Source organism: Myxococcus sp. MISCRS1, from assembly GCF_026626605.1.
Lineage (GTDB): Bacteria > Myxococcota > Myxococcia > Myxococcales > Myxococcaceae > Myxococcus > Myxococcus fulvus.
In genome coordinates, this window is the sequence record NZ_JAPNKB010000001.1 from 3,948,558 (window position 1) to 3,973,100 (window position 24,543).

The 24,543-nt window shown below is 70.0% G+C and carries 17 protein-coding genes; 10 read left to right on the plus strand and 7 right to left on the minus strand.

Annotation, left to right across the window (positions count from 1 at the left end):
- Window positions 1-20: 20 nt before the first annotated feature.
- The 9 genes from OWM54_RS15310 (at window position 21) to OWM54_RS15350 (ending at window position 11,688) form a co-directional block, all read left to right on the plus strand.
- Complete coding sequence (locus OWM54_RS15310; RefSeq protein ID WP_267697963.1) at window positions 21-1,370, plus strand: bifunctional glycosyltransferase/class I SAM-dependent methyltransferase; 1,350 nt, start codon at window positions 21-23, stop codon at window positions 1,368-1,370.
- 121 nt (window positions 1,371-1,491) lie between these two features.
- Window positions 1,492-3,138, plus strand: coding sequence for a hypothetical protein (locus tag OWM54_RS15315; RefSeq protein WP_267701134.1), 1,647 nt, complete (start codon window positions 1,492-1,494; stop codon window positions 3,136-3,138).
- Between the two features lie 247 nt (window positions 3,139-3,385).
- Complete coding sequence (locus OWM54_RS15320; RefSeq protein ID WP_267697964.1) at window positions 3,386-4,123, plus strand: hypothetical protein; 738 nt, start codon at window positions 3,386-3,388, stop codon at window positions 4,121-4,123.
- Between the two features lie 42 nt (window positions 4,124-4,165).
- Complete coding sequence (locus OWM54_RS15325) at window positions 4,166-8,563, plus strand: pilus assembly protein PilY (RefSeq protein WP_223783481.1); 4,398 nt, start codon at window positions 4,166-4,168, stop codon at window positions 8,561-8,563.
- A complete protein-coding gene (locus OWM54_RS15330; RefSeq protein ID WP_223783482.1) occupies window positions 8,560-9,075 on the plus strand; it encodes a type IV pilus modification PilV family protein in 516 nt (171 codons plus the stop codon). Before OWM54_RS15325 ends, OWM54_RS15330 begins: the two co-directional genes overlap by 4 nt.
- On the plus strand, window positions 9,072-10,289 hold the full coding sequence (locus OWM54_RS15335; protein ID WP_267697965.1) for a PilW family protein: 1,218 nt from the start codon (window positions 9,072-9,074) through the stop codon (window positions 10,287-10,289). The genes OWM54_RS15330 and OWM54_RS15335 overlap by 4 nt, the downstream gene beginning before the upstream one ends.
- Window positions 10,290-10,296: 7 nt before the next feature.
- A complete protein-coding gene (locus tag OWM54_RS15340) occupies window positions 10,297-10,935 on the plus strand; it encodes a prepilin-type N-terminal cleavage/methylation domain-containing protein (protein ID WP_255665754.1) in 639 nt (212 codons plus the stop codon).
- Between the two features lie 48 nt (window positions 10,936-10,983).
- Window positions 10,984-11,307, plus strand: a complete 324-nt coding sequence (locus tag OWM54_RS15345) for a c-type cytochrome (RefSeq protein ID WP_267697966.1) — start codon at window positions 10,984-10,986, stop codon at window positions 11,305-11,307.
- Window positions 11,308-11,376: 69 nt separating this feature from the next.
- Window positions 11,377-11,688 carry a hypothetical protein gene (locus tag OWM54_RS15350; protein WP_223746107.1) on the plus strand — a complete coding sequence of 104 codons (312 nt, stop codon included), beginning with the start codon at window positions 11,377-11,379 and terminating at the stop codon, window positions 11,686-11,688.
- A 31-nt stretch (window positions 11,689-11,719) separates the two neighbouring features.
- Here the strand turns inward: OWM54_RS15350 and OWM54_RS15355 are convergent, their stop codons facing one another.
- Window positions 11,720-13,192, minus strand: coding sequence for a PAS domain-containing sensor histidine kinase (locus tag OWM54_RS15355; RefSeq protein ID WP_223746106.1), 1,473 nt, complete (start codon window positions 13,190-13,192; stop codon window positions 11,720-11,722).
- 235 nt (window positions 13,193-13,427) lie between these two features.
- On the opposite strand from OWM54_RS15355, the gene mfd reads away from it, so the two are divergent.
- Complete coding sequence (gene mfd / locus OWM54_RS15360) at window positions 13,428-17,021, plus strand: transcription-repair coupling factor (RefSeq protein ID WP_267697967.1); 3,594 nt, start codon at window positions 13,428-13,430, stop codon at window positions 17,019-17,021.
- A 58-nt stretch (window positions 17,022-17,079) separates the two neighbouring features.
- Here the strand turns inward: mfd and OWM54_RS15365 are convergent, their stop codons facing one another.
- The 6 genes from OWM54_RS15365 to OWM54_RS15390 all read right to left on the minus strand — a co-directional run bounded on the left by OWM54_RS15365 (window position 17,080) and on the right by OWM54_RS15390 (window position 24,513).
- Complete coding sequence (locus OWM54_RS15365) at window positions 17,080-17,988, minus strand: DUF2167 domain-containing protein (RefSeq protein ID WP_267697968.1); 909 nt, start codon at window positions 17,986-17,988, stop codon at window positions 17,080-17,082.
- A 180-nt stretch (window positions 17,989-18,168) separates the two neighbouring features.
- Entirely contained in the window at window positions 18,169-18,756 is a 588-nt protein-coding gene (locus tag OWM54_RS15370) for a flavodoxin family protein (protein ID WP_267697969.1), read from the minus strand.
- Between the two features lie 72 nt (window positions 18,757-18,828).
- Window positions 18,829-19,962, minus strand: coding sequence for an acetylornithine deacetylase (gene argE / locus OWM54_RS15375; RefSeq protein ID WP_223746102.1), 1,134 nt, complete (start codon window positions 19,960-19,962; stop codon window positions 18,829-18,831).
- A 57-nt stretch (window positions 19,963-20,019) separates the two neighbouring features.
- Window positions 20,020-21,402 carry a formimidoylglutamate deiminase gene (gene hutF, locus OWM54_RS15380; RefSeq protein WP_267697970.1) on the minus strand — a complete coding sequence of 461 codons (1,383 nt, stop codon included), beginning with the start codon at window positions 21,400-21,402 and terminating at the stop codon, window positions 20,020-20,022.
- Between the two features lie 66 nt (window positions 21,403-21,468).
- The gene (locus tag OWM54_RS15385; protein ID WP_267697971.1) at window positions 21,469-22,977 is read right to left on the minus strand and encodes a hypothetical protein; all 1,509 of its coding nucleotides are present in this window, start codon (window positions 22,975-22,977) and stop codon (window positions 21,469-21,471) included.
- A 66-nt stretch (window positions 22,978-23,043) separates the two neighbouring features.
- Window positions 23,044-24,513 carry a hypothetical protein gene (locus OWM54_RS15390; RefSeq protein ID WP_223746471.1) on the minus strand — a complete coding sequence of 490 codons (1,470 nt, stop codon included), beginning with the start codon at window positions 24,511-24,513 and terminating at the stop codon, window positions 23,044-23,046.
- Between the last annotated feature and the right edge of the window lie 30 nt (window positions 24,514-24,543).

Genomic DNA, 24,543 nt, shown 5'->3' on the forward strand with positions numbered 1-24,543 from the left:
CCTGTGCTAGTGAGCCCGACGTGAGCTTCCAGCATTCGGTCATCATCCCCTTCGACCCCTCCACCGCGGACGCCGCCGCCCACTTCGCCCGGGAGCTGTCGGGCCGTGCCGAGGTCGTCCTCGCCGGCGCCGGACGGCTCGACGTGGCGTCGAGCCCCGGCCTGCGGGTGCTGGACGTGCAGGGAGGCAAGGGCGCGGCCATCCGGGCGGCGCTCGCGCATGTGACGAGCCCCGTGACGGTGCTCCAGGACCCGGACGCCGCCTACGCCGCGGACGCCTACGAGGCCCTGATGGGGCCCCTGCGCGACGACACCGCGGACGCCGTGTTCGGCCACCGCGCCGCGACGGGGCTGTCGCCCGAGCTATGGGCCGAGCGCGCGATGGGACAGGTCACCCGCTTCGTCACCGACGTGGCGGTGACGGACCCGCTCAGCGGCGTGCGCGCGTTCCGCACGGAGGCGCTGCGCTCCGTCACGCTCACCAGCGACGACGACGCGGTGGACGCGGAGCTGGTGGTGAAGCTGGCCGCGCAGCTGTACCGGCTCACCGAGGTCTCCCTGCCTCCGCTGCAGGCGGTGCCGCGCCGTCCGCGCGCCGCGCGCCTGTCCCAGCTGCGCACCCTGATGCGCTACGCCACCGTGCGCGACGACGCGGACAACCAGCACGAGGGCTACACCACGCTGGAGCGCATGGACGGGGCCACGCACTACAACCAGTGGCTGGGCCGCCGCTTCCGTGAGCACCTGGGCCGCCGCGTGCTGGAGATCGGCGCGGGCATCGGCACGATTACCCGCGAGCTGGAGTCCGGCGCGGAACTGCTCATCGCGCTGGAGGTGGACCGCTTCTACGTGGACCGGCTCAAGAACCTCTTCCGCGGCCGTCCGCACGTGCGCCCGTATCTGTCGGACGTGGCGCTGGCGGATTGGGAGTCGCTGAAGAAGGAGCAGCTGGACACCATCGTGCTGTCCAACGTGCTCGAGCACATCCCGGATGACGGCTCGGCGGTGCGCCGCTTCCGGCAGATTCTCGCGCCCGGCGGCCGCGTGCTCATCCTGGTGCCGGCGCTGGAGCAGCTCTTCGGCAGCATCGACGAGGCGGTGGGGCACTACCGTCGCTACACGCCCGCCACGCTGCGCGCGGTGCTGGAGGAGAACGGGTTCGAGGTGGAGAAGCTGGAGTGGATGAACCTGGTGGGCATGCCCGGCTGGTTCGTCAACAGCCGCCTGTTCCGCCGCCGCTCGGTGCCCAAGCTCCAGCTCAAGCTCTACGACACGCTGGCCCCGCTGTTCGCGCGCGCCGAGGCCCACGTGAAGCTGCCGGTGGGCATGAGCCTCTTCGCCGTGGCCCGCGTCACCGGTGGCGAGGCGTGAGCGGGCCGTGCCGCCCGCGCCCGGAGGACCCGGCGCCGTGAGCCCGGCCGACCCCGGCACCGCGGGAGCGCAGCGCGACGAGACGGTCTCTGGCGCGACGGCGACGAGCCCCGGCGCCGAGGTGTCAGCGACCGCGGCGCACCCCGCCCCCATCGCGGCCTCGCGGGGTGCTCCGCGCTGGGTCTGGGCCAGCCTCGCGGCGCTGTACCTCCTGCTGTTCCCCTACCACCCGAAGCTGCGCTCGCCCAACGAGCTGTGCCGGCTGTGGCAGACCATCTCGCTGGTGGACCACGGCACGCTCGTCATCAACGAGGTGCTGCGCGAGCGCGGCTACGTGGGTGACCTGTCCGTGAAGGACGGGAAGTACTACCCCAGCAAGGCCCCGCTGCTGTCGTTCGCCGCCACGCCCCTCTACGCGGCGCTGCGCGCGGTGGCCCGCCCGGGCCCGGTGCCGGAAGTGCCACTGGTCTTCTTCTCGCGCCTGTTCCTCACGGTGCTGCCCACGCTGTGGATGCTGTGGCTGGTGCGACGGTATCTGCGCGAGCACCTGTCACCGCTCGTCTCGGATGCGCTCACGGTGACGTATGGCCTGGGCTCGCTGGCGTTCAGCTATTCGTTGCTGTTCATGAGCCACCAGACGGTGGCGGTGCTCCTCTTCGCGGGCTTCTATGCGCTGTGGCGCTGCGCTCGCGGCGACTGGCGGGAGCGGGGCTACGTGCTCGCGGGGGTGTGCGCGGGCGCCACCGTGGCGGCGGAGTACACCGGCGCGCTCGGCGTGCTGGGGCTGGTGCTGTACGGCGTGCTCACCGTCCTGCTCCAGGAGGCCCCCGCGCGCGAGCGCTGGAAGGGCCTGGGGCGCGCCGCGGGGCTCGCCACGCTGGGCGCGCTGCCCTTCGTGGTGGCGCTGATGCTGTACCACCAGGCCGCCTTCGGCCACCCGCTGACGAGCGGCTACAAGCACCTCAACGACGCGGGCTATCAGCCGTGGCACCTGGGGGGCTTTTTGGGCATCCGCACGCCGGACCCGCGCGCCTTCACCCTGTCGCTCGTCTCGCCGCTGCGGGGGTTGTTCACCCTGGCACCCTTCCTGCTCCTGGCCATCCCTGGCGTGTCGCGGCTGACGTTCCGGCGCGGCGCGAGCGCCGAGGCCCGCGCCACCGCGTGGATGACGGCGGCGCTCGTCGCCGGCTACCTCTACTTCACGTCGTCGTTCTCCTACGACTCCTGGGGATGGACGACGGGCCCTCGCCACCTGACCGGGCTGGTGCCCTTCCTGCTGCTGCCCGCGGGACTCTGGCTTGCGCGACTGCGCGCCGCGCCCCGTCCGGTGGCCCTGGGGCTCGCCGCCATGCTGTGCGGGGCGGCCATCCTCACCACGGGGCTGGCCACCTTCGTCAATTACATCCCAGACGATGTCTCCAACGTGCTCGGAGGGCTGACGCTCCCGCTGTTGTCCGACGGCTACTTCCCGCCCTCGGTGCTCTCCTTCCTGGGGCTCCCCCAGCCCGCGGCCGGCGTGGTGTTGCTCGCCGTGCTCGTCGCCGTGACGTGCTGGGTCTTCCTGTCCCTGGCCACGCCTCCAGGACGCCGCGCGCCGGGCGTGGGGGCCTGGGGCGCGGCGGTGGCCACGCTGCTCGTGCTCGCCACCCTGCACCACGCCTCCACCGAGCACGACACCGCGGACCAGAACGCCACGCGCTTCCTGGAGTCAGTGTGGCTCGCACCTCCCCAAAGTCGCGTGTCCTTCTGGCCCCTCCCGGGTCGCTGAGACTTCATACATTTTCGGATTCATCGCGAATTCGATGAATCACAAACACATTCCAAGACACGCCTGACACCTGTGACACCTCGCAAGTTTTGCGAGGCTCGCAAAAGCTTGTCAGTGTCGGACTTCACCCAGGGTGCGACCCAAGACCCTGGAAGCATTGAAGTCCGGAAGCCCGCAGCGGCGGGTCCGGGGATTGCTCATCACTCCGGCTGCTCTCGTTCCTCCGTTCATCGGCAAGGAGCCGCTGGTGTCGCGTCCCTCATGCACCCGTCGTCCGTCTGGAATCCGCCCACCTGCCCCGCGGGGCATGGCGCTGTTGATGGCCATCGGCATCATCGCGTTCATCGCCGCGGCCGTCGTCGTGTCCCTGCGCAAGGTGGCCGCGGAGAGCGCGCTGCAGGCGCAGGAGCGCAGGAAGCGCGAGGCCCACTTCGCCGCGGAGGCGGGGCTGGCGGAGGCGCGCGAGCTCACGCGGGTGCTGCGTGAGGAAGGAAACACCAACTTCAACAAGGTCATCGAGAAGTTGAGCAAGCAGTACAACGGGCAGGCTCCTGCCAATGGCTACGTCCAGGGTGAGCCAGGACTGCCCAGCGGTCCTCCCAATGGGAACGTGTTCCCCTGGTACGAGGCCATCCCCTGGACGCCCTATACCCTCGCGGCGGCGTCCTCTGGGACGGCCGTCGACTCGGACGTCACCACCGCCTTCCTGGAGATGAACGGCGCGGCCGGCCGCCGCATCCTGGACTTCCCCGCCCAGGAGCGCGTCCTCTACCGGGTCTTCCTCGTCGACGACAACGACACCGACGACCGGACCGTGGACTCCAACAACCGCGTCTGGCTCGTCTCCGTGGGTGAGGTCCGGGGCCGCGACGGCACCCAACCCCAGCGCGTCATCATCCGGGCCCTCATCACCAGCGGCGCGGTCCCTGGCGGCGCCTGCAGCACCGAAGACACCAACGGCGCCGCCAACAACGGCGAGTGCTGACCTCCTGTCTGTCCTTTCCCGCACCCCACCCCAGGACTCCCCATGCCGTACGCACGACCTCTGCTCATCGCCGCGCTGGCGCTCGTCACCGCGCTCCCGGCGCTCGCCCAACAGGACGGAGGAACCCCCTCCGTCTCCTACAACCCCTGCATCGACGAGACGGGCAAGGACAAGCAGCCGCCCTTCACCGCCGATGCCGGCTACCCCACCGCTGTCATCCTCACGCCCGACAACAAGCTGCGCCTCAACACCAACCGCAGCATCCTGGACCCCGAACGCATCATCCTGCCCTTCGACCAGGAGTTGGAGGCGCTCCTCGTCCATGACCAGGCCGGCGGCGGCGCCTCCAACACGCTGGGCTGGTTCTATTACGACGACCTCATCGCCGGCGGGTACATCGACCCGAAGGACGTGGACAACCCCAACGACGACGTCCTGCTCGACAAGAACGGCAACGGCGTGCCGGACTTCCACGAGCATCTCTACAACCTCGACCCGCAGACCTATATCGGCGACGGGCCCCGCTGCGGAAACCAAGCGAAGACCTTCCAACACAAGCGCGCCGACAACACCACGGTGACGTTGCGCGAACCGGACCTGCTCACCGGCCCCTGCAACGCCGCCAGCACCTACAGCGCCACGGCGGGACCGCGCCGCTGGCAGGACGCCTATGGCACCAAGCCCAGCGGCGGCGTGGTGGGCGCCCGGGTGATGGACCACCCCGCGGGTGTGTTGAACGGCGAAGACAACATGCAGACCAACCCCACGAACGTCGACAGCTACTTCAGCGACCGGGGGCTCTTCCCACACATCCCCAACCTGCTCGAGCCCAGGTCCCAGGAGAACGGCAACCGGGGCATCGGGCACCTCGTCTTCCTCGCCACGGACGACGATGACAACCACTGCCCCACGGGCAACATCTCCGGCGATTCACCCACCTCGGAGTGCTTCCAGCCGCGCACGGCATGGCGCGAGGTCAACGGCGTGCGCACCGCCGTGGGGCCCGTCTGGGACAGCCGCCTGGCCACGGGACAGGATGGTCTGCCCGACTACAAGGCCAGCGCCTTCGATGACCGGGGCGTGCTCATCCCCGGCAGGAATCCCCTCGATGCCCCCAACGAGGAGGACCGCCGCAAGAAGATGGGCGTCATCCAGGGACAGCGGGAGATCGTCTTCTTCCTCGTCACGTACGTGGAGCAGATCTACGACGGCACCGACACCTGCTTCATCACCAAGATGACGACCTGGCCCGCGTCCCAGGGCGGCGGCGCGCGGCTGCAGTGCGACCTGTGGGGCCACGGTGACATCAACGTCTTCTTCACCAAGACACTGCTCAACCTGGACCTGCATCAGACGAAGGACGACATCGTCACCGTGAAGGAGCTGCGCAACGGCTGGCTCGACGGCGTCGCCTATGACCGCCTGCGCTCCCCCACCTACGGCCAGGTCCGCTTCAACACGAACCAGAACCAGGAGGTCAAATCCTACTTCCGGCGGGCCGCGCACACGCTGGTGGGCGCGCCCGTGGACAACCCCCGCGTCTGGATTCTCGGGTGGGAGGACCAGAACTCCGGCGGCAACCGGACCTACGACGACACCGTCATCCTCATCAACAAGCAGAACAACGGCATCTACAAGTCGGACCTGGTGTCGAGCATCCCGCTCGATGTCGCCCAGGACTACACCATCACCTCCGTCGAGATGACCATCGACGACCAGCCCTACTACCGGTTCAACAACCAGACCAGTGACTGCCAGCCGCCAGCGCCCAACCCGATACCCGACGGCTACGTGCAGCCCAAGCCGCAAATCACCTATCAGGTGTCGCTGGACTGCAAGGTGTGCGTGGACCGGTGCAACACGACCGACCCAGACTTCCAGCTCAACCCCGCGCCCCATTGGGTGACGATGCCCTTCCCGGACGCCACGGCCAATCCGGGGACTCGGGTGAACATCACCCGGACGGTGAACGACTTCCTGGAGCAGGGCTTCACCGGCTCGCAGCTGTGCTGGCGCGCGGTCTTCGAGAGCCCCGGCGAGTCGTGCCAGCCCACCATCGCCAACGTGAACATCTCCTACAAGGCGCAGAAGGCGGGCCAGTACGGCCGCGCCGCGAGCCTGGGCGTGGCCAACACCGTCATCCTCGGGGTGTCGGAGACGCCGGGGCGGACCTGGTACACGCCCGAGCCCTGGTACGAGCAGTCCTCCGGCAACCCGCTCTATCCCTCCAAGCGCGTCTACGACCAGCGACTGGACGTGGCCGAGCGGGGCCACGTCTACCTGCGGCGACTGTACGAACCGGACCAGCCCAACCGCGCCAACACGGAGGCGGACGACTGGAACCAGTGGGACGGAGGCGAGCAGCTCAACCGCCTGATTCGCACGGCCTCGCCCAATGACCGCCAGCTCTTCACCAGCGCCCCCGCGACGACGCCCACCTCGCGCGTCACGGTGGCCTCCCAGGCCGGACAGGACGACAACAACAGCCCCCTGTTCCCCACCGTCGCCAACACCAACGACGAGGCTCGCAACTACTGCGCATCCACCCTGGGCCGCCGGTATGACCTGAACCAGGATGGCCTGTGCGACAAGCTGGACCGAAACGCCCTGCGCAACTGGCTGTACGGGTGGGAGGACAACAGCCTCGCCTCCGGCCCCGTCACTCGGCGCACCTGGCCCATGGGCGGCATCAACCTGTCCACGGCGGCCATCGTCGGCCCCGCCAGCGAGCCCACCTGGGTGAAGCGGGCGTCGCTCAGCGAGCAGGCGGCGTACCGCAGCAACAGCTTCATCGGCAACACGGTGATGAAGACCCGTGGCGCGGCGGCCTTCATCGGCAGCACCTCGGGCTTCCTGCACGCCCTGTCGCTCGGTGAGCTGCGCGCCGGAGATGACTCCTGCACGTCCTTCCGGGACTTCCGAGGGTACTTCGCCCACGACTCGGGCTGCTCCGCGGGCCGCGAGTATGGCACGGGCGGCGAACTGTACGCCTACATACCCGGCAAGCTGCTGCGTTTCTTCGCGGAGAACTACGTGCGCGGCAACGACAAGGCGAAGCGCGCCTCCGTGGACGCGTCTCCGGCCGTGACGGTGGTGGACCTGCGCTCGGGCAACGAGTACCAGCCCGACACCGGCCACAACCCCGCCACGGGCACCCAGTGGCGCTTGAGCACCCAGCCCAACGAGCGCACCGACGCGAAGACGGTGCTCGTCAGCCCCACCGGCCCCCAGCAGAGCGTCTTCTTCGCGCTGGACGTCACGCGTCCCACGGAGACCGCGGCCAACTACCCCGGCGTCCTCTGGGAGCTGGACGTTCAGAGAGATCGCTTCAACACCTCGGGAGACCCGTGCACCAGCACCAGCAGCACCTGCAAGCTCCTGGAGGAGCACTTCTCCCTGCGCCCCGACACCAGCGGCTCGCGGCACAACCCGCTCCTGGTGCGCATGGACTTCGGCACGCGCGGAGGCAAGAAGTGGGTGGCGGCGTTCGCGTCCGACTACTCACCCAGGAACGCGGGCGGCCGCGCCACGCTGTATCTCATCGACGTGAAGACGGGGCTGCCCATCCAGGTGGCCCATGCCGGGCAGACCGCGCTCAAGCGGAAGCTGGCGGGCGTCGTGGTGCTGGGTGACGAGGGCGAGGGCGTCGGTGGCGCGCCCGTGGCCATCGACGTGGACGGCGACAGCAACTACGACGTCGTCTACGTCCCCACGACGAAGGCCCGCGTGTTCCGCGTCAACCTGCGTGACGTCGACGCGACCCGCCCCATGGGTTCGGTCGTCCCATCGTGCATCATCGCCGACGCACGCAACGACCGGGACCCCGCGACCAATCAGGTGATCGACGACGCGGCGAAGCAGGGCCTCTATTCGCAGATAGCGGTGAGCCAGGAGCGCTCCGGCTCCGGCACCTCCGTGCGCATCTACATGGGCACCGGCAACAACCCGGACCTGGACAACGAGGACGTGGACCGAGACCCGCGTCCCCGCTACCACGTGATGGCCTTCGTCGACGCAAACCCGCTGGCCTCCGGGTGCTCGGGGCGGAGCGTCGCCTGGGTGCAGAAGCTCGGGCCCAGGCAGGTGGTCTGGGGCGGCGTCTCCGTGGACGAGGACGGCGTCGTCCACACGGCCACCGCCGTGGGCACCTCCGCCAACCAGTGCAGCCTCGACGCCGACGAGAGCGGCCGGGTCTACGCCTTCAACGGGAGCAACGGCGCGCCCCAGCCCTCGAGCGACGCCAGCCTGGAGGGACACAGCCTCACCCAGCCGCTCATCTTCGACAAGAAGGTCGTCATCCAGACCAACAACGGCTTCAAGCTCATGAACAACGGCTCGGATGTCTTCAACAACGAGACAGGCAACGGCCAGGGGAGCACGGCGCGCACGCTCATCTGGGACGTGAAGACCACCGGCAACATCCAGGGGGTGGTCCCATGAGGGCCCTTCGTCGCGCTCACCGGGGGGCCACGCTGCTGGAGGCCATGGCCACCATGGTGGTGGTGGTGTTCGGCATCCTCGGCATCGCGCTCGCGGTGCTCGCCGCCGCGAAGCAGAACCGCCGCAACCTCATCCAGGCCCAGGCGGGCCTCATCGCGGAGCAGGAGCTGGAGCGCATCACCGCGATGAGGTGTGTCACCCCCGCGCCCGGCCGCCCCTGCCAGAACATCGAGGCGCTGGACCGGGACCGGCATGAGGTGTGGTGGAGCGCCAACGGCACGCCGCGCTACCTGGCGCCCGCCGCGGGCGAGCCCGTGCGGATGAAGTACGACGTCGCGGTGGACGTGGACCCGCCCATGGAGGGCGAGGAGGCGGGGACGCCCGTGCTGGCCCGCGACCTCATCCCTGGCGTCAGGCTGCCCAACGTCGTCAACGTGCGTGTCACCGTGAGCTGGCAGGACCCGGACAAGGTCCTGCGCGCGGTGGCCCTGCAGACCCGGATGACGCCATGAGCCGCGCGCCCCACACTCGTGGCTTCAGCCTCATCGAGCTGATGATGGCCAGCACCATCGCGCTGGTGGTCATCGCCGGCGCGGTGTCCGCGGGCACCTATCTCCAGCGGCGCGGCTTCCTCGAGGAGCGCACCATGGAGACGCAGAACGCCGCCCGCGCGGCGCGGGACTTGTTCACCCCCTCGCTCCAGCGCGCTGGAGAGGGCTTCGGCAGCTCACCGCTCTACCTGGGCGGAGCCCCCGGGGAGCTGCGCTACGCCATCAACGTGACCAGCGCGGCGGGCGCCTCCGCCGGATACGTGCCGCCCAGTGGCGCCTACGCGACCCTCCGCTCGGATGTGCTGGAGATCTTCGAGGCGGACAGCGCGCGCTCCTTGAGGATGAGGGGCTGCGCCGGCGGCAATACGGACGCCCGCCTGACGGCCACCACGCAGGTGTGCCTGGTGGTGGCCGCGCCCCCCGGCACCGACGCGGGCATCCCCACGGGGAGCGCGCTCGTCGCGGCGGATCCGTCTGCCCGAGGCGCATGCGTGGGAGTGGCACAGGCCCAGCGCAACCTCCTCGTCCTTCCCGACACCGAGGCCAAGAACATCGCCTGGCTCCCTGGAGCCCCTGGGGCCACGGCGTTCGACGTCAACAGCTACTGCACCGCCACGGCGGGGAACAGCGCGCCGCTGTGGCTGGTCGGCAACGACGACGACGCGATGCTCATGCCGGTGACCTCGCGCATCTACCGCGTCAACTGGCGCCAGGGGCGGCCCGCCCTGGAGCTGGACCCGGACGGTTCGCTGGGCCCCGAGGAGTTCCGGGTGCTGTCGGAGGAGATTGAACAGCTCCGTGTCCGCCTGGGGGTCGCCACGCTGGAGAACCCGAGCGACCCGCTGCGCTACTTCCCGGACCCGGACACCGAGCGTCCGCCCATCGACCAGTGCACCAACACCCAGTGCTGGGGCCTCATCCCCGGCGACGCGGGCACCATGGGCGCGCTGGACCACGGACCGGGCAGCGCGCGGGACGAGCTGATGCGACGCGTGCGCGTGGTGGAGCTGCTCATCACCGCGCGCTCCGCGCGGCCGGACCGGGAGGCCGCGCGCGGGTCGCCCGACGCGGGGACGCTCCCCGACGACGACGAGGGCAACCCCGACGACGGCTACAAGCGACGCCACTTCCTCATCCGCGTGACGCCGCGCAACTTCGGCTACGCCGGGGGCTGACACCACCATGCAAGTCACACGACGACGACACGGCATGACGTTGATCGAGCTGATGGTCGCGCTCGGTATCCTCGGCTTGCTCACGGCCCTGGCCACCACGGGCTACCAGGCGCTCACGCGCAACCAACGCGCCGGCGCCGCCTCGCGCTCCATCCTCCTGGCCGCGCAGGAGGCCCGGCAGCAGGCCCGGAGCACGCGGCAGGCGGTGCGGCTCATGCGCACCACCACGGTGGAGAACGGCGTCAGCCAGCCCGCCCTGCGCTGGGAGAAGCCCGACTGCGCGCCCGGGGACACCTGGGGCTCCCAATGCCCCCGGACCGAGTGCCTCACCGCCGCGTGCGGCACGTCCGGCTGCACCTGCGCGCAGGTGGGGGACGCGTTCGCGGTGTCCCCCGAGCTGGACGTCTCCAGCCTGCACGGCCTGTGCTGGCTCGGAGAGACCGCGCGCCCTGTCGCCCCCCGGGGCTCCACCATGTGCGACCCGGAGGGGGCGGCGCCGGTGACGGGCTCGCTGCGCATCCTCCGCAAGCGCGGGCCACAGGACCCGGCCGTGCCGGACCGCGTGCTCCAGGTGGACGCACTCACCGGGAACCCGACCTTGATGGACTGCGAGCTTCAGCCCACCGCCGCCGGGTGCACTCCCTGAAGCCAGCGTTCCATGTCACAGTCAGGGCCTCCCAAGGAGGCAGTGACGATGATGAAGCGGTTCGCCCTGATGATGAGCCTGTGTCTGGCCCCCGCCGCCCACGCGGCCGACGACGTCGTCGAGGTGTGGAAGGCCAAGTGCAAGTCCTGTCACGGCGACACCGGCAAGGCGGACACGAAGATGGGCAAGAAGGAGTCCATCACCGACATGAGCCAGCCTGCCTGGCAGGCGGCCCAGTCCGACGCGGACATCCGCACGGCCATCGCCGACGGCTCGCCGCGCAACACGAAGATGAAGGCCTTCAACGACAAGCTCACCGCCGCGCAGATCGACGCGCTGGTGGGATACATCCGCACCATGAAGACCAGGTAGGGGCGGGCCTCGGGGCTGAATAACCGTTTCGGGCTCGCGTCTTGCCGAGAAGAGAAACGGAGCCCCCTCATGAAGACCCTTTCGACCCTCTTCGTTTTCTGCCTGGCCCTCGCGGGCGTCTTCACCTCCGTGCAGGCCCACGCGCTGAGCACCCCGCGCATCGAGCCGGGACTCTCCCGGCCCGAGCCTCTGTCCCTGCGCCCCGATGACGGCAAGGACAAGGGCGACGGGAAGGACAAGGACAAGGACAAGGGCGAAGAGGACGAGGAGGACTACCGCTACCGCGGCCTCCGCGGGGCGGCGGCGCTGGAGCTGGTGGACCCGGGCGCGCTCAACGACATGCTGCGCCTGCGCGCCGCGGCGCGCTACGCCCGGTACTGACCGACACCACCGCGCGTCTGGGCCTCGTCCCTCAGGCCCAGCGCGTCTGGGCCTCGTCCTGCGACTGGGCCACCCGGGGCAGCGTCACCGCGAAGCACGTGCCCGCCTCCTGCGAGGACGCGACGTCCACCCACCCACCGTGGGCGGTGACGATCTGCGACACGATGTAGAGCCCCAGCCCCAGCCCGTGGCGATGCGGCCTGGGCATGCCCGGCTCGGGCGTGCCGCGGTGGAAGGGCGCGAACAGGCGCGGGCGCAGCGACTCCGGAATCGGCGGCCCCACGTTGTGCACCTCCACCCGCTGGAAGAGTGGCTCGCTCGCCGCCAGCCGCACGCGCACGGACGTGCCCGCGGGGCTGTGCTGCAGGGCGTTGCCCACCAGGTTGGAGAGCACCTGCCCCAGCCGCTCCTCGTCCCAGACGCCGCGCGAGTCCCCCACCACCTCCAGGTCCACGCGCTGGTCCGGATGGGCCGGCTCCAGCTCGGAGATGATGCGCCGGCACACCGACTCCATGCACACCTCGCGCGGACGCAAGGGGATGCCACCCGCCATGCGCGCGCGGGTGAAGTCGAGCAGTTGTTTCACCAGCCGCGCCATGCGCTCGGCGCTCCCGTCGATGCGCGTCGCCACCCGTCGCACCTCCGGCGTCAGCGTCGGCTGGGCGAGCAGCGCCGCCGCGGACAGCCGCACCGCCGCCAGCGGGTTGCCCAGATCGTGTCCCAGCACGCCGATGAAGCGCTCCTGGAAGCGCGCCTCCTCGTCCCGCTCCAGCTCCTGGCGGCGCCGCGCGGTGACGTCCCGGCTGATGCCGAACAGGCCGTAGACGGTGCCGTCGCCCCGGCGCAGCACGCCCTTGGTCGTCTGCCAGATGCGGTCGCTGCCCGGGCCGCCCTCGGAGTCCTCGTACGTGGCGGTGACGCCCGACTCCATCACCGCGCGGTCGTGCGCCAGCGTGGGCCCGGCGATGTCCTGGCCCAGGAGCTCCAGGTCCGTGCGCCCCAGGATGTCCTGCGGCGCCCGGTTGAAGGCGCGCGCCGTGGCCGGGTTGATGAGCACGTAGCGCGCGTCCACGTCCTTCACGTAGATGGCGTCGGTGGCGCTCTCGATGACCGCGTGCAGCAGGTCATGGTCGCGTCTCAGCGTCTCCTCGGCGGCCATCCGCTCCGTCAAATCCTCCAGGAAGACGACGACGCCGTCCTCCCACGGGGACACGCGGGCGAGCAGCCACACCGGCCCCACGGAGGACTGGCGCGAGACGCGGATGATTTCGGGCTCGCGTCGCACGGCCACCCGGACACACGCGGCGAACAGGCCACATTCGCCCACCCACGCAGCCTCCTCGAGCAGGCGCTGGCGCACCAGGGAGCGCTCCTCGCGCCCCAACCAGCGCTCCGCGTGCACGTTCGCGGAGACGCATTCGAAGTCCAGGATGCCCTGCTCAGCGGAACGGACGCTGCGCAGCACCACCACGGCTTCGGAGGGGGGCGCGCCCGCCCCGCTCATCACCCTGTTCCAACGGCCGGATTGCATGGCTGGCGTGTGGCACCCCCCAGCGATGCCTTGAGGAAGAGTAGGCCCTGCCCCAGGCATGCGGCCAACCCAGCCCCGGTACGGCTGATTCGTGGCGGACACAGCACTCCGGGCCGCGTCGGCTCCGACACACGACAGGCGACGCGCTCTGTCGTTGACCTGTCAGGGGCGCGCCCCTAATTACCCCGGGGCCCTCAGGGGTCCACTCATGGACAGTCCTTACACACAGAGGTTGGATGGCGAGGCGGCGCGGGACGGTGGCGTGCCTCTCGTGGCGGCGGACACCTTCTCCCGGCTGCTCGGGGAGCTGCGCGCAGGCCAGCGCACACGCACCCAGGGCCTGAAGGGCGCGGCCCGGGGCCACGTGCTCGCCCGGCTGCATCGCGAGGCGAGGGCGCCGCTGGTGTGCGTGGCGGCGGACGAGGAGGCGGCCGACAGCCTGGCCTCCGACCTGGCCTTCTTCCTGGGCGGAACGGGCACGCTGCGAGAGCCGGGGGTGCTGCGGCTGCCCGCGGACGAGGTGCTCCCCTACGACGAGCTGTCCCCGGACGCGGCCGTCGTCACCGAGCGCATCGGCGCGCTGTACCACCTGGCGCGGGGCACGCGCTTCCCGGTGCTGGTGCTGTCCCTGCGCGCGCTGTACCGCCGCATGCTGCGCCCGGACGTCATGGCCCGGCTCACGGACCGGGTGACGGTGGGCCAGGAGTACGACCGCGACGCGCTGGCGCGGAAGCTCTCGCGCATGGGCTACCAGAACAGCCCCATGGTGGAGGACGTGGGGACGTTCTCCGTGCGCGGAGGGCTGCTCGACGTCTTCAGCCCGCTCTACGACAAGCCGGTGCGCCTGGAGTTCTTCGGTGACACCATCGACTCCATCCGCGCCTTCGACCCGGAGTCGCAGCGCACGGTGGACGCGCTGAAGGAAGTGGACCTGGTGCCCGCGCGGGAGCTCCTGCTCACCGAGGACACCCGCCCCCGCGCGGAGGCCGCCGCGCGCGCCGTCGCCGACCGCATCAACCTGCCCACCATCCAGCTGCGCGAGCGGCTGGACGCGCTGCGCGAGGGCCTGCCCGGCTTCGGGCTGGAGGGGCTGCTCCCCGGGCTGTTCGAGGGTGGGCTGGCCACGGTGTTCGACTTCCTGCGCGCGTGGAGCCCCGAGGGGCCCGTCTTCTACCTGGACGATCCGCTGGAGCTGTCGCGCGCGGCGGACGCGCTGTGGGAGGAGCTGGAGCGCACCTTCGCCCAGGCCGAGGAGCGCAAGGACCTGGTGTGCCCGCCGGCCGAGCACTTCCTGTCGCGCGACGCGGTGGAGCAGCAGCTGTCCGCCTATCGCGTCGTCGAGGGCGGTGGGCTGTCGCTGACGCAGTCGGAGAAGCCGCCGGTGTTGTTCCAGTTTGGCGGCACGCAGGACCTGCGGGAGGCCATCCTCGCGCACCATGGCGAGGAGGGCGCGCTGCAACCCCTGGTCGAGCGGCTGCAGCGCTGGCGCGACTCGCGCGTGGCGTGCGCGGTGGCGTGCGGCACCCTGAGCCAGGCGGACCGGCTCAAGCGGCTCTTGCTCGACCGCAACGTCATGGTGAAGGTGCACACCGAGCCCATGAAGGACGCGTCGGCGCTGTACGAGCCGTCCGTCTGGGCGCACCTCTTCACGGGCGAGGTGAGCCAGGGCTTCGTGGACGGCGGGGGCGGGCTGGCGCTCCTGTCGGACGAGGAGATCTTCGGCGTCCGCGCGCGTCGGCGCGTCAAGCGCGGCAAGAAGCTGGACGCGTTCGCCGCGGGCTTCAAGGACCTGAAGGAAGGCGACCTCATCGTCCACACCGACTTCGGCATCGGCCGCTACTCGGGCCTGACGAAGATGCAGGTGAACGGCGTGCCCGGGGACTTCCTCGTCCTGGAGTACGCGGGCCGGGACAAAATCTACCTGCCGGTGGGCCGCATGCGGCTCATCCAGAAGTTCACCGGCGGCAACCCGGAGACGGTCCAGCTCGACAAGCTGGGCACGACGAGCTGGGAGAAGACGAAGAAGCGCGTCAAGGAGCAGCTGCTCAAGATGGCGGCGGAGCTCCTGCAAATCGCCGCCTCGCGCCGCGCGCACCCGGGACACGCCTTCAGCGCGCCGGACCGCTACTTCGCCCAGTTCGAGGCGGACTTCGAGTTCGAGGAGACGCCGGACCAGGCCAAGGCGATTGAGGACGTGCTCTCCGACATGCAGAAGCCGGAGCCCATGGACCGGCTGGTCTGCGGCGACGTGGGCTACGGCAAGACGGAGGTCGCCATGCGCGCGGCCTTCAAGGCGACGCTGGACCGCAAGCAGGTGGCGGTGCTGGTGCCCACCACCGTGCTGGCGCAGCAGCACTTCCTCTCCTTCAAGAAGCGCTTCAAGGACTACCCCGTCACGGTGGAGGTCATCTCCGGCCTGAAGAAGCCGCCGGAGGTGCGCGAAATCCTCAAGCGCGCCAAGGAGGGCAAGGTCGACATCCTCATCGGCACGCACAAGCTGTTGGGCGGCGAGGTGGCCTTCAAGGATTTGGGGCTGATGATCGTCGACGAGGAGCAGCGCTTCGGCGTGAAGCAGAAGGAGTCGCTGAAGAAGTGGCGCTCCCAGATCGACGTGCTGACGCTGACGGCGACGCCCATCCCCCGCACGCTGCACATGAGCATGTCTGGCGTGCGCGACATGAGCATCATCGCCACGCCGCCGCAGGACCGGCGCGCCATCCGCACCTTCGTGATGAAGTACGACCCGATGGTGGTGAAGGAGGCGATTGAACGCGAGATTGCCCGCGGCGGGCAGGTGTTCTTCGTGCACAACCGCGTCGAGTCGCTGCCCTCCATGGAGCAGCAGCTGCGCGAGCTGGTGCCGCAGCTGTCCATCGGCGTGGCGCACGGACAGATGGGCGAGGGGCAGCTCGAGAAGGTCATGCTGGAGTTCACCGAGCGCAAGCACCAGGTGCTGCTGTGCACGGCCATCATCGAGAGCGGCATCGACATCTCCAGCGCCAACACGATGATTGTCAATCGGGCGGACCAGTTCGGTCTGGCGCAGCTCTACCAGCTGCGAGGTCGCGTGGGCCGCTCCAAGGAGCGCGCGTACGCGTACCTGCTGGTGCCCACGCGCCGGGCGGTGACGCGCGACGCGCAGCGCCGGCTGGAGGTGCTCCAGAACTTCACCGAGCTGGGCGCGGGCTTCTCCATCGCCAGTCACGACCTGGAGATTCGCGGCGCGGGCAACCTGCTGGGCGAGAAGCAGTCCGGCGCCATCGCCGAGATTGGCTTCGACATGTACGCGCAGCTCCTGGAGGAGGCCGTCGCGGAGCTGCAGGGCCAGCCGCCCAAGGTGCAGATTGAACCGGACGTCACGCTGCCCATGCCCGCGCTCATCCCGGACGACTACGTGGCGGACGTGCACCAGCGGCTCGTCTTCTACAAGCGCTTCAGCCAGGCCAGCCACCCGGACGAGGTCACGGACCTGCGCGCGGAGCTGGTGGACCGCTACGGCGAGGCCCCGGACGAGGTGGACCACCTGTCCGAGCTGACGCTGCTGAAGATCGACATGCGCGACCTCCGGCTGCGCGGCCTGGAGGTGGGGCCGCAGCGGCTGGTGGTGACGCTGGGCGCGGACGCGCTGCTCGACGGACCGAAGGTCGCGGGGCTGGTGCAGCGCTCGAAGGGCTACTACCGCCTCACGCCGGACATGAAGCTCATCGCCCGCGTGGCGCAGGGCACCCAGGGGCACGACCTCATCGCCGAGGCGCGCAAGGTGCTCCGAGACCTGGACCACTGCTCGCTGCCGAGGAACTGAACGCGAAGAGGCTCGGGACACGAAGTCCCGAGCCTCCTGGATTCACACGCGGAGCTGACTACGGCGTGCCGTCGCTGTTGCCGCCGCGCTTGAACAGCTTGCCCAGCGCGACGAACAGCATCACCACACCGGCGATGACGACCTTCTTGCCGGCCAGCAGCACCGCGAGCAGGCCCTTGAAGAGCCCCGCCTTGGCGGCGACCTTGCCCGCCACCAGACCCGCGACACCATACGCGGCGACGCGGCCGGTGCTGGGGTCGAAGTCCTCGTAGCGGTGGCCCTGCTGGAACTCGGTGAAGGCCAGCACCTGCTTCATGTCCTTCTCCACCTGGGGCAGCGCCACCATGCTGGAGACGGCGTTGAGGACCAGCACGCCCTCCTTGCCCAGCACGCGGACGGCGTAGTTCAGCGTGTGCTCCTTGGAGCCACCGAAGGCCAGCTCCTGCGCCCAGTACAGCTTGCGCGTGCTGGCGTCGTAGTGCGGGGTAGCGGCCCAGCCGACCAGGTCCACGGCCTCGAAGCCCGCGCGGGTGCGCTCCTTGTTCTCCTCGCGCGTGCCCTCCTGCATCTCCTCGAGCAGCTCCGCGTAGTCGATGCTGGCCGCGTCCTTGTCCTCCACGTGGCCGTCATCGTCGTACTGGATGACGACGCCCCACCCCTCCGGCGCGTCCACGCTCACGTCCGAGGGGACCAGCATGCCCAGCGTCTTCGTGCCCGGAGGATTGCCCCACACCTCCACGAGCACCTTCTCCGCGTCCTCGGGCGACAGGTAGCCGAAGTTGGCGGGGACGTTCATTTTCGCCAGGCCGTTGCCCAGCACCACCACGCCCGTGCGCAGGTGCAGCTCGGGCAATGCCGGGGCCGCCACCTCCGCCGCCTCGGCGGCCTCCTGCTGCTCGGGCGCCTGGGCCCACGCGCTCACTCCCACCAGCAACAACACCGCGAACCACCCACGTCGACACTGCATTGAGCTCCCCCTCCAGGGATTCCAGACACAATCGGCCGGAGGGACGTGAAGCGTCAGCGAGGCTGACGATGCCGCGCGCGGCTCGACGCACATGCGCGGCGGGCCCCCGGGGCCGAAAGGCGCGGCACCCTAGCGACGCGTCGGAGCACGCGTCAAATCAGCGCCGGTGCGGGGACAGACTCAGGCAGCTTCGGTTTTCGCGACAACCACGGGACGCACGAGAAAGTCGCGCGCGGTCGTGACGGCGCGTGGGTCCTGGAGCACCTGACCGGGCGTGTTGCCGTGGCCGATGAGCGCGCCGCGCCAGTGCATCTCCATGTAGTCCGCGCTGAGCTGGAGGCTCTTGAGCAGGGGCTGGGCGACGGCGTCGTCCTCCTCGGACGAGTGGGAGGTCACCAGCGAGAGCACCTTGCCGCGCATGCGCTCGCGGAAGCGCAGCTCGGTGATTCTCAGCCAGTGGGACCAGTGCTCAAGGTAGGACACAGCGTTGGCGGGCAGGCCATACCAGTAGACCGGCGCCACGAAGACGAGCTCGTCGGCGGACACCGTGCGCTGGGCGAGGTCCCACAGCTCGGGACTCAAGGGCTGCGTGTAGCCGCCGGGTGAGTGCCGCAGGTCCTTGAAGACCTCCCCTCGGTAGCGCTCCAGGTTCACCCACTCCGCCACCGTGCCCGGGGGCAAGGACTCCGCGGCCTTGCGGGCGAGCTGCTCCGCGTTGCCGTTCTCACGGGCACTGGAGAGCAGGAAGAGGAGTCGACGGGAGTGCATGACGGAGGTCCGGGAGGAGGAGCGACCGGGCCTTCATAACGAAGGCGGTCGCTCCTCGCACGGGCCCCAGGCTCACTTGCCGCAGAAGTGCGCGACGGCGCGGGCCAGCACGGCCTCGCAGCGAATCAGGTCCTCGATGGGGACATGCTCGCCCGTCTGGTGGGCCACGCGGATGTCGCCGGGGCCAAACACCACGGCCTCCGCGCCCAGCTCCGTCATCTGCGGCGCCTCCGTGCCGAAGGGCACCGTGGTGGACGCGTTGCCGCTGGCCTCGGCCAGGAAGCGCACCACCTCCGCGTCCGCGCGCGTGTTCACACCCCGGTCCGTGCGCAGCACGCGGATGCGCGCCTCGTACGCGGGCTCGTCGCGCACCAGCTCCTGGCGGATGGACTCCAGCAGCTCGGACACGCGCTCGGTGGGCTGCCCTGGAATCGGCCGCCACTCCACCGTGAAGCGGCACGAGCCCGGCAGGATGTTCTTCGCCTTGCCACCCTGGATGACACCCACGTTCACCGTGGTGAAGGGCGGCTGGAAGCCCTCGTCGAGCTCCTCGCGCAACACCGTGGTGGCCAGTTGCTCCAGTCGGTTGAGGAAGCGGCCCGCGCGGAAGATGGCCGACGCGCCCGTGTCCGGATACGCGCTGTGCCCTTCCTTGCCGAGCACCTCCACCTCCGCCAGGCAGTAGCCCTTGTTCGCGCGCACCGGCGTGAGCTTCGTGGGCTCTCCGACGATGGCGTGTCGCGCACGGCCCAGCCCCGCGGCCACCAGCTTCTTCGCGCCGATGAGGCCAATCTCCTCGTCCGCGGTGAGCACCACCATCAGCGGCGCGGAGAGCTTCTCGGCCCGCTCGGCGGCGTGCAGCGCGCACGCGATGAAGCCCTTCGTGTCACAGGCGCCGCGCGCGTAGAGCTTGCCGTCCTTCTCCGTCAGCTTCAGCGCGTCCGTCCACGCCGCGTCATACGGCACGCAGTCGGAGTGCCCCACCAGCGCGAGCGCCGCCCGGCCCGTGCCGCCCTTCACCGCGACCAGGTTCACCTTCTCCACGCCCGCGTCGTCCGTGTAGCGCTGACGCTCCGCGCTGAACCCGGCCTTCTCCAGCCGCGCCTGCGCGTAGTCGATGAGCGGGGCGTTGGGGCGCGCGGACGTGGTGTCCATCGCCACCAGCTCCGCCAGGGTGGCCCGCAGCGCGGGCAGCGTGTCGCTCATGAAGACTTCCTCCGTCGTGGCGTCATGCCATCGCCCGGCATCAGGCGCCAGCCCCCGTCAGCGATACAGCGAATGCGCGAGCGTCTGGAAGGCGCGTCCGCTCTCCTCCGCCAGCGGATGCACGCCGTCCCGGACCACCAGCCGCCCGGCCACCGCCACCTCGCGCACCGCCGCCTTCTCCGCGCCCAGGACGATGGAGACGAGCAGCGACTCCGGCCCCGCGCCCACGAGCGACGGATGCCCCAGGTCCACCGTGAAGAAGTCCGCCAGCGCACCCGGCGTCAGCGCCCCCGTGGACAGCCCCAGACAGCGCGCGCCATCCAAGGTGGCCATGTCCAGCAGCCGCGCGCCCAGGCCGGAGACCTGTCCACCTCCCGGGTCCAGGACCGAGCGCCGCAGCCGGGAGAGTCGCAGGTGCCCCTCGAGCTGACGGGCCTCGTCCAGCAGGTCCACGTGCGCCTGGCTGTCGGAGCCCAGGCTGATGTGCGCTCCCGCCTTCACCAGCGCGTCCGCGGGGACGATGCCGTCCCCCAGGTTGCGCTCCGTGGAGGGACACGCGCACACCGTCGCGCCAGCGGCGCCCAGCATGGACACCTCTTCGTCCGTCAGGTGCACGCCGTGCACGGCGGTGAAGCCCGCCCCCAACAGCCCCAGGTCCGACAGCAGCTCCACGGGCCGGCGGCCGTACTCCGCGAGGCTCGCTTCAATCTCCTTGGGCTGCTCGGCGACGTGCATGTGCACGGGGAAGCCTCGCGCCTTGGCGACGGCGGTCAGCCAGCCCTTCGGCACCGCGCGCACGCTGTGGGGCGCGAGCCCCACGCTCACCGCCGCGTCGCCCTTCACCTCGCTCGCGAGCGACTCCGCCGATGCGAGGAACGTGTCCACGTCCGGGTCGATGAAGCGCCGCTGCCGGGGATTGGGCGCCACCTGGAAGCCCGCGCGCGCATAGCCCACGCGGAGCAGACAGATGCGCAGGCCCGCGTCCCGCGCGGCGCGGATGACGGCCTTGGCCAGCACGTTCCGGTCCGCGTACGGGGTGCCGTCCTGCTGGTGGTGGATGTAGTGGAACTCGCCCACGGTGGTGATGCCGGCGAGCGCCATCTCCACGAAGACCTGTCGGGAGGCCACGTAGACGTCGTCGGGCCCCAGGGACTCGGCGGCGCGATACATGGCCTCGCGCCAGCTCCAGAAGTCATCCGCCTCGTGCCCGGCGACCACGTACTCGGTGCGCCCGCGGATGAGCCGCTGGAACGCGTGGGAGTGGCCATTGACGAGCCCCGGCAACAACGCGCGGCCTCGCAGCCGCACGACGCTCGCCCCGGCGGGCACGGCGGTCGAATCGAGGATACGGCCATCGGCGCCCACGGCCAGGGCGCCCCCTTCGATGAGCCGGCCTCCCACGTACAGGAAGTCCGGCTGGTAGACAGTGATGTCGCTCACCCCGCCGAGCGTACGTCAGCGGACCGGGCCACGCAGCAGCCGTGACGCGGTCCGCCCGCGTCGCTGTCAGCGCCCGAACTCCGCCAGCTTCCAGCCTTCGTCGGGAGCCGGATGATTCGAGTTGTCATCCGCGCCCGGACGCCCCAGCCCCCGGTGCACGGCGGGCGCGGAGGCGTTCACCGAGCCCACGTAGAACACGCCGTGGTAGCCCTCCGAGTTCACCGAGTCCCACGTATGCACGAAGTAGCGGTCACCGTTGTTCTTGCCCTTCGTCTCACGCACGCCGCAGTCCAGCCGGTCCCGCTTGCCCTGGCTGTCCACCGAGCAGATCCACGCCGTGCCGCTGTCGTACGCCATGTCCAGCGCCACCACGTCGTCCAGCTTCTCCTTCAAGAGATAGCCCATGGGCCGGTGGTCCTTGTTCCACGGCAGGCCCTTCTTCGTGCGCGAGTGGATGTTGCCCGACAGCACCACATAGAAGCGCTTCGGCGCCGACTCCACCTGGTGGATGAGAGTGGCCGCCATCGCGTCCTCGCGCTGCTGCCCGTTCGCCTTCGGGTGGTCGAACACGACGACGTCCACGTCCAGCCCCTGCGAGCGAAGCTGACGCAGTTGCTCCAGCATGTTCGCCATCGCCTCACTGCCGCGCCCGTCCGGATACGGGCTGCGCCAGAACGGCGCCTCCATCAGCTTGAGCCAGTCACCCTCCTCGCCCGGGCTGTCGAGGAACGCATCCACGCGCCCCTGGTTCTCCAGCGGCAACTCCAATCCCACCGTCACCGGCGTTCCCGCCACCGTCACCTGGCAGGACGTCTGGGCCACGAAGCGCGGCACCTCCTGCGTGCCGTGCAGCTCACCCAGCATCATCACCGTGCCGGGCCTGGCCTGCTTGCCCAGGCCGATGATGGGCAGGCCGCACTCGATGGCCACCTGCGACGGCGCTTCCTTCGCCTTGGGCGCCTTGGCCACCTGCACCGGCTTGGGCGCGTTCTCTTCCTTCGCCAGCTTCAGCGCCACCTCGCGGAACACCCGCCACTCCATCAGGAGGTCACGCTGCGCCTGCCCCGACTCGGCGAAGAAGGCGTTCTCACCACGCGGCTCCGCGATGACCTCCTCCCAGTCCTCGGTGCTGGTCAGCACCGAGCTCTCTCCGTCCGTGGCCCCCATGTCACCGTCCCCGCCCTTGAGCCCCACGCCACGCCCGACGCCCCAGTCGAGCTGCACCGCCGGGTTCTGCAGCGCCTTGTTCCGGCTCTTGGTGATGCGGAAGATTTGAAGCTTGCTCGTCGTGGGCGTCTCGCGCCGGCCGACGACCATGTAGCGGTGGAAGAAGCCCGCGACCTTCGAGCCTCCGAATTCCTGCCGCCACTCCGTCTCCAGCACCCGGCTGCCCTTGTCCTCGCGGAAGGGCAGCTCGTTGCGGGTGAAGAACTCCCGGACCTCCGGCCACATCTCGTCCAGTGGACGGTCGTAGATGGCCTCCCGGTCCGGAATCTCCAGGTCACTGCGGTGGGCCGCGCACCCCAGCCCCACCCACGTCGACAACAACAACACCGCGTAAAGAACCGAGCGCATCCACCCTCCCGACATCACGTTCCAGAGCGGGAAACGCGAGCGGGAGGGCGGACATATCGCCCGGCACTACCTCGACGACGCGACCTTCCCCGCCTCGGGCGTGAAGGGGTTCTTGCTGCCCTCCTTGCCAGGGCCGCTGTCACCCACGCGGATGGCCGGCGCGGAGGCATTCACCGCGCCCACGTAGAACACGCCGTGGTAACCCTCCGCGTTCGCCGAGTCCCACGTGTGCACGAAGTAGCGCTCGCCGTTGTTCTTGCCCTTCGCGTCGCGCACGCCGCAGTCCAGGCGGTCTCGCACGCCCTTGCTGTCCACCGAGCAGATCCACGCCGTGCCGCTGTCGTACGCCATGTCCAGCGCCACCACGTCGTCCAGCTTCTCCTTCAAGAGATAGCCCATGGGCCGGTGGTCCTTGTTCCACGGCAGGCCCTTCTTCGTGCGCGAGTGGATGTTGCCCGACAGCACCACGTGGAAGCGCTTGGGTCCCGCCTCCACCTGGAGCGCCACCGTGGCCGCCATCGCGTCCTCACGCTGCTGCCCGTTCGCCTTCGGGTGGTCGAACACGAAGACATCCACGTCCAGGCCCTGCGAGCGCAGCTGGCGCAGGTGCTCGAGCATGTTCGCCACGGCCGCGCTGCCGCGCCCATCCGGGTACGGGCTGCGCCAGAACGGCGCCTCCATCAGCTTGAGCCAGTCGTCCTCGCCGCCCGGGCTATCCAGGAACGTGTCCACGCGGCCCTGGTTCTCCAGCGGCAGCTCCAGTCCCACCGTCACCGGCAGCCCCGCGACCACCGCCTGACACGCCATCTGCGCCACGAAGCGCGGCACCTCCTGCGTGCCGTGCATCTCGCCCAGCAGCATCACCGTGCCGGGCTTCGCCTTCTTGCCCAGGCCGATGATGGGCAGGCCGCACTCCACCGCCATCTGCGACGGCGCCTCCTTCGCGTTGGGGGCCTTGGCCACCTGCACCTGCTTGGGCGCGTTCTCTTCCTTCGACAGGAGCGGCGCCACCTCGCGGAACACCCGCCACTCCATCACCATGTCGCGCTGGCCCTGCGCGGACTCGGCGAAGAAGGCGTTCTCCCCACGAGGCTCCGCCAGCCGGTCCTCGAAGTCCTCCGAGCTCAGGCCGGGCGTCTCCGAGTCGGCCCCGCCGTTCAGGTTGCGGCTGACCCCCCAGTCGATCTGCACGGCCGGGTTCTGCAGCGTCTTGTTCCGGCTCTTGGTGATGCGGAAGATTTGAAGCTTGCTCGTCGTGGGCGTCTCGCGCCGGCCCACCACCAGGTAGCGGTGGAAGAAGCCGGAGATCTTCGAGCCGCCGAACTCCTGGCGCCACTCCGTCTCCAGCACCCGGCTGCCCTTGTCCTCGCGGAAGGGCAGTTGGTTGCGGGTGAAGAAGCCCTGGACCTCCGGCCACATCTCCTCGAGCGGCCGGTCGTAGATGGCCTCCCGGTCCGGATAGTCCAAATCACTGCGATGGGCCGCGCAGCCCATGACGAACAGACCTGCCAACACCGCGACGACTGCGGAGCGCACCATGCCGCCTCCTGGGAGTCCTTGTCCGGG